Raw genomic sequence first — 1,249 nt, 5'->3', positions numbered from 1 at the left:
CGGTGAGGTAACCGCAAGGAGCCAGCCGCCGAAGGTGGGGTAGATGATTGGGGTGAAGTCGTAACAAGGTAGCCGTATCGGAAGGTGCGGCTGGATCACCTCCTTTCTATGGAGAATCGTCTTCTGCAACGAAGACATTCAAATCTGCTTGATCTCGCTCGTTGTCAGTTTTGAAAGAGCAGAGCCTCTTTCAGCGTCAAGTTCCAGAAAGTGCTGGTTGCACTTTAGGTTGGAACTTGATAAGATATTCTTCCGCCCGCAAGGCGGTTGTTGCACCTTGAAAACTGGATAGCGAAACAAATTGCGAATTAGAATATCCTTTAAGCTGAACTTGTGTTATACAAGTGAAGCATAACCGGTGAATGCTGTATTCCAAAGCTCTGGCTTTGGAACACAAACCAATCACCTTAGGTTAAGCTACTAAGAGCACACGGAGGATGCCTAGGCGCTAGGAGCCGACGAAGGACGTGGCGAACGACGATATTGCCTCGGGGAGCCGTAAGCAGGCCTCGATCCGGGGATGTCCGAATGGGGAAACCCGGCTGCTGTAATAGGCAGTCACTCATGACTGAATCCATAGGTCATGAAGAGGCATACCAGGGGAACTGAAACATCTAAGTACCCTGAGGAAGAGAAAACAAGAGTGATTCCGTCAGTAGCGGCGAGCGAACGCGGAGAAGCCTAAACCAATGAGCTTGCTCATTGGGGTTGTGGGACGTCTCACTAGGAGTAAGAAAGGTATTGATTAGGCGAAGAGGTCTGGAAAGGCCCATCAGAGAAGGTAACAATCCTGTAGCTGAAAATGAGTACCCTCCGAGACGGATCCCGAGTACCGCGGGACACGTGAAACCCCGTGGGAATCCGGCAGGACCATCTGCTAAGGCTAAATACTCCCTAGCGACCGATAGTGAAGCAGTACCGTGAGGGAAAGGTGAAAAGGACCCCGGAAGGGGAGTGAAAGAGAACCTGAAACCGTGTGCTTACAAGAAGTCAGAGCCCTATGATGCAAACAAGTTTGCATCACGGGTGATGGCGTGCCTTTTGTAGAATGAACCGGCGAGTTACGTTTACGTGCAAGGTTAAGGTGGAGAGCCGAAGCCGCAGCGAAAGCGAGTCTGAATAGGGCGAGTTGAGTACGTAGGCGTAGACCCGAAACCGTGTGATCTACCCCTGTCCAGGGTGAAGGTGCGGTAACACGCACTGGAGGCCCGAACCCACGTATGTTGAAAAATGCGGGGATGAGGTGGGG

Annotated in this window: 2 rRNA genes; both read left to right on the top strand. The window is 51.6% G+C overall.

Annotated elements, in window-relative coordinates:
* Positions 1 to 106: ribosomal RNA gene (locus KQI79_RS27285) — 16S ribosomal RNA — on the top strand; the annotation flags it as partial.
* A 304-nt stretch (positions 107 to 410) separates the two neighbouring features.
* Positions 411 to 1,249, top strand: a 23S ribosomal RNA gene (locus tag KQI79_RS27280); the annotation flags it as partial.

The sequence above is a fragment of the Paenibacillus sp. MSJ-34 genome, from assembly GCF_018918005.1.
Classification (GTDB): domain Bacteria; phylum Bacillota; class Bacilli; order Paenibacillales; family Paenibacillaceae; genus MSJ-34.
This window is presented reverse-complemented; position numbering and strand designations above follow the sequence as displayed.